The organism is bacterium (assembly GCA_041648665.1).
Classification (GTDB): Bacteria; UBA10199; UBA10199; order 2-02-FULL-44-16; family JAAZCA01; genus JAFGMW01.
In genome coordinates this window covers 21,824-27,823 of the sequence record JBAZOP010000041.1, presented here as the reverse complement: position 1 = coordinate 27,823, position 6,000 = coordinate 21,824, and the positions used below count along the sequence as shown (strand labels likewise).

6 protein-coding genes are annotated in these 6,000 nt (G+C 61.9%); 4 read left to right on the top strand and 2 right to left on the bottom strand.

The window, feature by feature from the left end; translation table 11 throughout:
• Both WC683_12550 and WC683_12545 read left to right on the top strand, forming a co-directional pair.
• Positions 1 to 838: NADH-ubiquinone oxidoreductase-F iron-sulfur binding region domain-containing protein (locus tag WC683_12550; GenBank protein ID MFA4973440.1), on the top strand; the 838-nt coding region annotated here is incomplete at its 5' end.
• Complete coding sequence (locus WC683_12545) at positions 835 to 2,763, top strand: NADH-dependent [FeFe] hydrogenase, group A6 (protein MFA4973439.1); 1,929 nt, start codon at positions 835 to 837, stop codon at positions 2,761 to 2,763. The genes WC683_12550 and WC683_12545, both read left to right, overlap by 4 nt.
• Positions 2,764 to 2,811: 48 nt before the next feature.
• Here WC683_12545 and WC683_12540 read toward each other — a convergent pair whose 3' ends face one another.
• Complete coding sequence (locus WC683_12540; GenBank protein ID MFA4973438.1) at positions 2,812 to 3,159, bottom strand: hypothetical protein; 348 nt, start codon at positions 3,157 to 3,159, stop codon at positions 2,812 to 2,814.
• A 142-nt stretch (positions 3,160 to 3,301) separates the two neighbouring features.
• On the opposite strand from WC683_12540, the gene tdh reads away from it, so the two are divergent.
• On the top strand, positions 3,302 to 4,348 hold the full coding sequence (gene tdh, locus WC683_12535; protein MFA4973437.1) for an L-threonine 3-dehydrogenase: 1,047 nt from the start codon (positions 3,302 to 3,304) through the stop codon (positions 4,346 to 4,348).
• A gap of 18 nt (positions 4,349 to 4,366) precedes the next feature.
• Positions 4,367 to 5,554: a glycine C-acetyltransferase gene (locus tag WC683_12530; protein ID MFA4973436.1), complete on the top strand. Its 1,188-nt coding sequence runs from the start codon at positions 4,367 to 4,369 to the stop codon at positions 5,552 to 5,554.
• Here WC683_12530 and WC683_12525 read toward each other — a convergent pair.
• Positions 5,551 to 5,991, bottom strand: coding sequence for a hypothetical protein (locus WC683_12525; protein MFA4973435.1), 441 nt, complete (start codon positions 5,989 to 5,991; stop codon positions 5,551 to 5,553). The genes WC683_12530 and WC683_12525 overlap by 4 nt on opposite strands.
• Between the last annotated feature and the right edge of the window lie 9 nt (positions 5,992 to 6,000).

Genomic DNA, 6,000 nt, shown 5'->3' with positions numbered 1-6,000 from the left:
CTCGTACCTTCGGCCAGCGCTGGAGGAGTGCCTGGATCGGCGGCGCGGCCAGAACCTGCTCGGCAAGTCTGTCGCAGGCCTCGCCGATTTCGATTTCGACATCGAGATCAGGATGGGCTCCGGCGCCTACATATGCGGAGAGGAGACCGCGCTCATAGAGTCTCTAGAGGGGAATCGCGGCGAGCCGCGCAACAGGCCGCCGTTCCCGGTGGACACCGGTTACATGGGGCGTCCGACCGTGGTCAACAACGTCGAGACCCTGGCGTGGGCGTCGCTCGTGCTCGCTAAGGGCGCAGACTGGTTCAAGAAGATCGGCACCGAGAAATCGACCGGCCTCAAGCTCTTCTCCATATCCGGCGATTGCAAAGACCCGGGCGTCTACGAGTTCCCGATGGGCATCAAGGTCTCCGAACTCCTCAAGGAAGTGGGCGGAGAAGATGCCAAGGCCGTGGTCATCGGCGGGGCCTCCGGCCGGTGCGTGCGCGAGGGCGAGTTCTCGCGCACCATCGCGTACGAGGACATCTCGACCGGCGGCTCGGTGATCGTCTTCGGCAAGGACCGCGACATGCTGGGCGTGGCCGAGAACTTCCTCGATTTCTTCGTGGATGAGTCCTGCGGTCAGTGCACCCCCTGTCGCGAGGGGAACGCGAAGTTGCTCGAGGGCGTGAAGATGCTCGAAGAGGGCCGTTGCTCCATGCATTATCTCACGGAACTTCGAAAGCTCTCGCAGACAATGCAGCTCGCTTCGAAGTGCGGCCTCGGGCAGTCGAGCCCGAACGTGTTCCTTTCCATCATAGACAATTTCCAGGACGAGATATTCGGGAGGGTGAGACGATGAATAAGAAGCGTTTCGGAGATGATGTTTCGCGGTCGCCGGTCAGCCAACGCGGGCAGAGGATAGAGACGACCGCAGGCGACGAGGGGATCGGCTCGACGGTAAAGGTCGTCATCGACGGCAAGGAGACCAGGGTCCCGGTCGGCACCACGATACTCGAGGCCGCGAAGCAGCTGGGCCTTCGCATCCCCACTCTCTGCTATCACGACGATCTGTGCGTCGCGGGCGTCTGCCGCGTGTGCGTGGTCGAGGTCGAAGGCCAGCGCACCCTGCAGGCCTCCTGCGCCTACCCGATAACGCAGCCGCTGGTGATCCGCACCCATACCCCGAAGGTACGCCAGGCGCGGCGTCACATAATCGACCTCCTGCTCTCCAAGCACTACGGCGAGTGCTACGCCTGCTCGCGTAACAACAACTGCGAGCTGCAGGCGCTGGCCAAGGAGTACGGCGTCGACTTCTTCCGCTTCGGACACCCGGAAAACCCGCGCTATGAGCAGGACCAGTCGAGCCACTCGGTCTATCGCGACATGAACAAGTGCGTGCTCTGCCGCCGCTGCGTGCGCACCTGCATCGACTTCCAGGAGGTCGGCGTCTACGAGGCCGCGGGCCGCAGCGACAATACCAAGATCGAGACCTTCATGGACAAGCCTTTGGCCGACGTGATCTGCATCAACTGCGGCCAGTGCATCAACCGATGTCCGACCGGCGCGCTGCGCGCCAACGACCCGACCGACGAGGTCTGGGCCGCGATCGACGATCCCAAGAAGCACGTGATCATGCAGACCGCGCCGTCGCCCCGCGCCGCCATCGCCGAATGCTTCGGTTTCCCTCCGGGAACCGCCATGACCTTCGAGCTCAACACGGCGCTCAGACTCTGCGGCTTCGACAGGGTCTTCGACACCAACTTCACCGCCGACCTCACGATCATCGAAGAGGGGACGGAGCTCCTCAGACGTCTCTACAAGGCCATCGTGGAGAAGGACAGCTCGGTCGCGCTCCCGCTCTTCACGAGCTGCTCGCCCGGGTGGGTCAAATACCTCGAACACTTCTATCCCGAGATGATACCGCACCTGTCTAGCTGCAAGAGCCCGCAGCAGATGTTCGGGGCGCTGATCAAGACCTACTACGCAGAGAAGAACAATATCGATCCGGCCGACATAGTCAGCGTGGCCCTCATGCCGTGCTCTGCCAAGAAGTTCGAGTGCAACAGGCCCGAGATGCGCGACTCCGGGTTCAAGGACGTGGACTATGGCCTCACAACGCGCGAGCTGGGCAAGATGATAAGCGAGGCGGGCATAGAGCTGGGCAAGATGGAGAAGTCCGAGTTCGATGCTCCGTTCGGGACCGCTACCGGCTCCGGCGTCATCTTCGGCGCTACCGGAGGCGTCATGGAGTCGGCGCTCAGGACCGTGATCGAGCTGGTCACCGGCATCAAGGTGGAGAATCTCTTCGACCATGCGGAGATCGTTCCAGTCCGCGGCTTCGAGGGCACGCGCTACGTAGAGATCCCGGTGAAGGCCGTGGGCCCGGTGCCGGGTCTGCTGAAGCAGTTCTTCCCGAGCTGGGATTTCTTAAAGGGCGTGACCTTGAAGGTCGGCGTGGCGCATGGCACTGCCTATGCTCGCAAGGTGCTGGAGGACATAAAGGCCGGCGGCAAGTTCAGCGAGTGCCACTTCATCGAGTTCATGGCCTGCCCGGGCGGATGCCTTGGCGGCGGCGGGCAGCCCATACCCACGAACGAGGAGATCCGCAAGGCCAGGGCGCGCGCCATATATTCGGAGGACCGCGCCTACAGCGTGAGGAAGTCCTATGAGAACCCGGCCATCACGAGCATATACAAGGAGTTTTTGACCGACGGGCCCAACGGGCACACGGCGCACAAACTCCTGCATACCCATTACACGCCGAGGGGAAAATTTATACCGTGATTCAAGATTCAAGATTCGGGGAGGCCTGGTGCGATGCCAGGCCTTTTTTTACTCGAAGAGTTCGGTCGCCTGTTTCACGAGGTTTGTGAGGTGAAAGGGGCGGGCTATGATGAGGGCCGCCTTCGAGAGTTGTTTTGCGGCCTTCTCCCTGTCATAGCCCCTGGGGAGTATCACGACCGCCTTTGCGCCGGCCTTGACCACGGCGTCCAGGCCCTTTGCCGCGGCCTTGACCTCGTGCTCGCCCTCGACCAGGTCCAGGATGATCGCATCCATTCCGCGTGACATGGATACCGAGGTTTCGGCCGACTGCCTCGTCTCCCATCCTTCGAGCTCCAGGGCCAGGGTGAGCATCCTGGCGGTCTGGGGGTCTGGGCTCACGATCAACGCTTTCTGCATGTCCCCAACTTAATGAAAACGATTCCCAAGGCAAGCCCCTAATGAATTTACCCTGGGCTCGCCCAAGGGTTGACATCCCGCGAGCACCCCGGCTATCTTCCGGCAAGAGCTGTGCGACACCTCGAAATCACTGGAGATTTCAATGGCCAAGACGATGAAATCGATACAGAAGCTCAAAGCGGCGCCGGGCGCGGAGATAGTCGATGCGCCTATCCCGAGACCCACCTCGCACCAGGTCCTCGTGCGCGTGAAGGCGACCTCGATCTGCGGCACTGACATACATATCTACAACTGGGACCCCTGGTCCGCAAAGCGCATCAAACCGCCGATGATCTTTGGCCACGAATTCTCGGGCGAGGTCGTGGAGGTGGGCTCCCAGGTTGAGCACCTGGCGGTTGGGGACCACGTCTCCGCCGAGACCCACATACCGTGCGGCGGCTGTTTCCAGTGCCGCACTGGACAGATGCACATATGCCGCGACCTCGAGATACTGGGCGTGGACCGCGACGGCTGTTTCGCCGAGTACGTGGCTGTGCCTGAGATCTGCTGCATCAAGAACGACAAGTCGCTCCCCTGGGAGATCGCGTCGGTGCAGGAGCCGTTCGGCAACGCCACCTACACGGTGAGCGAGAGCAGGGTGGCGGGTAAGAGCGTGGCGATCTTCGGCGACGGGCCGATCGGCATCTTCGCGGCGGGCATCGCCATGGCATACGGCGCGACGAAGCTCATCGCGTGCGGGATGCAGCCCTTCAGGATGGGCCTCATCAAGAAATATTCCCCCGACCACCTGATCGACGTGACGAAGCAATCCCCGCGCGAAGCGATAATGGACATCACCCGGGGCGAGGGCGTGGACGTGGTGCTGGAGGTCAGCGGCGCCGAGAGCGCGATCCACGACGGTCTGGCTTCGCTCAAGCGCGGCGGCACCTTCACCGCCTTCGGCATCCCATCCAGGCCGCTGCAGATGGACTTCGCGGAAGAGCTGATATTCAAGGGGGTGAGGCTCATCGCGATCAACGGCCGCAGGATGTTCGGCACGTGGTACGAGGTCGCGAACCTCCTCAACTCCGGCAGGGTGGAGATAGGGCACGTGATCACGCACGAGTTCAAGCTGGAGAAGATCGACAAGGCCATGGAGATGCTGAATGCGAAGGAGATAAAGGCCGGCAAAATCGTTCTGAAACCGTAACTCCTCACGGAGGTTCCAATGTTCGATTCGCTCAAGCCCGTACTCGATGCGCAGCTCAAGGAGATAAAGGACCAGGGACTCTGGAAAGAGGAATGGGCCATACTCTCGCCGCAGGGCGCCGAGATCACGGTGTCGGGCGGCAAGAAGGTGATCAACTTCTGCGCCAACAACTACCTGGGCCTCGCCGACCATCCGGAGGTGGTAGAGGCGGCGCGGAAATCCATGGAGAGATACGGGTTCGGCACCGCCTCGGTCCGTTTCATCTGCGGCACGTTCGACGTGCACAGGGAGCTGGAACGCGAGCTGTCCGGCTTCTTCGGCAAGGAGGACACGATCCTCTACTCGTCGTGCTACGAGGCGAACGAGGGGCTGTTCGAGACCATGCTCACCGAACAGGACGCGATCATATCGGACCAGCTGAACCACGCCTCGATCATCGACGGGGTCAGGCTCTGCAAGGCCAAGCGCTTCCGCTATAACAACTCCGACATGGCCGACCTCGAAGCGAAACTCAAGGAGGCCGATGCCGCGGGTGCGAGGCTGAAACTCATCGCCACCGACGGTGTCTTCTCCATGGACGGTTATATCGCGAGGCTCGACGGGATCTGCGACGTCGCTGAAAAATACAAGGCGCTGGTGATGGTCGACGACAGCCACGCCACCGGCTTCATAGGCAGGACCGGCCGCGGCACGCCCGAGCACTGCGGCGTGATGAAGAGGGTGGACATGATAACCAGCACCATGGGCAAGGCGATGGGCGGAGCGGCGGGTGGATTCACCACCGGCCGGCGCGAGCTGATCGAGCTCCTGAGGCAACGGTCCAGGCCCTATCTCTTCTCCAACGCGCTGCCGCCGATGATCTGTTCAGCCACGCTCGCGGTCCTCAAACTGGTCGGGAAGTCCACGGAGCTGCGCGACAGGCTCGAGGATAATACCCGGTATTTCCGGAAGTCGCTCAAGGAAGCGGGGCTCAAGATCCTCGAGGGCACGCACCCCATCACGCCGATCATGTTCGGCGACGCCAAGCTCGCCGCGGACGTGGCGCGCGACATGCTCGCCGAGGGCGTCTATGTGAAGGGATTCTCTTATCCGGTGGTGCCGAAGGGCGCTGCCCGCATCCGCTGCCAGGTCTCGGCAGTCCATACTAGAGAGCACCTGGACAAGACCGTGTCTGCGTTCTCAAAGGTCTGCAAGAGATACGGCTAACGGCCTCCCCAGAGCATCTTCCACAGCGGCACATCCATGAGCACGAGGTTAACCTCGATCTTGTCGAGGCCGCGGAGCGGTTCGTACAGGCTGCTCGCGCCGAGCCTCACCGCAGGCGGGGTGGGCTCTATCGAGAGGAGCTGACATGTGGCCTCCACCAGTCCCTTCGGAGGGTTCAGCGCCTCCACTTCGATCTCGGTAAAATTCGCCAGCTTCTTCAGGTCGCCGGAATCGATGGACACGGAGAGCACAGGGGGGTCGGCGGTTTCCCATCTGCCCGTGCCCTGTATCGCGATGCGTTGCGGCGGGATGAGGACCCAGTACATGCCCGCGGCCGCTATGATGCAGAAGAGGACGCCGAAGGCGATCGCCCATCGGATGCGAGACTTCAGGTCCTTGGAGGAAAAGCTGTCCAACAGATTTTCTATGAATCCCATGTTCGCACC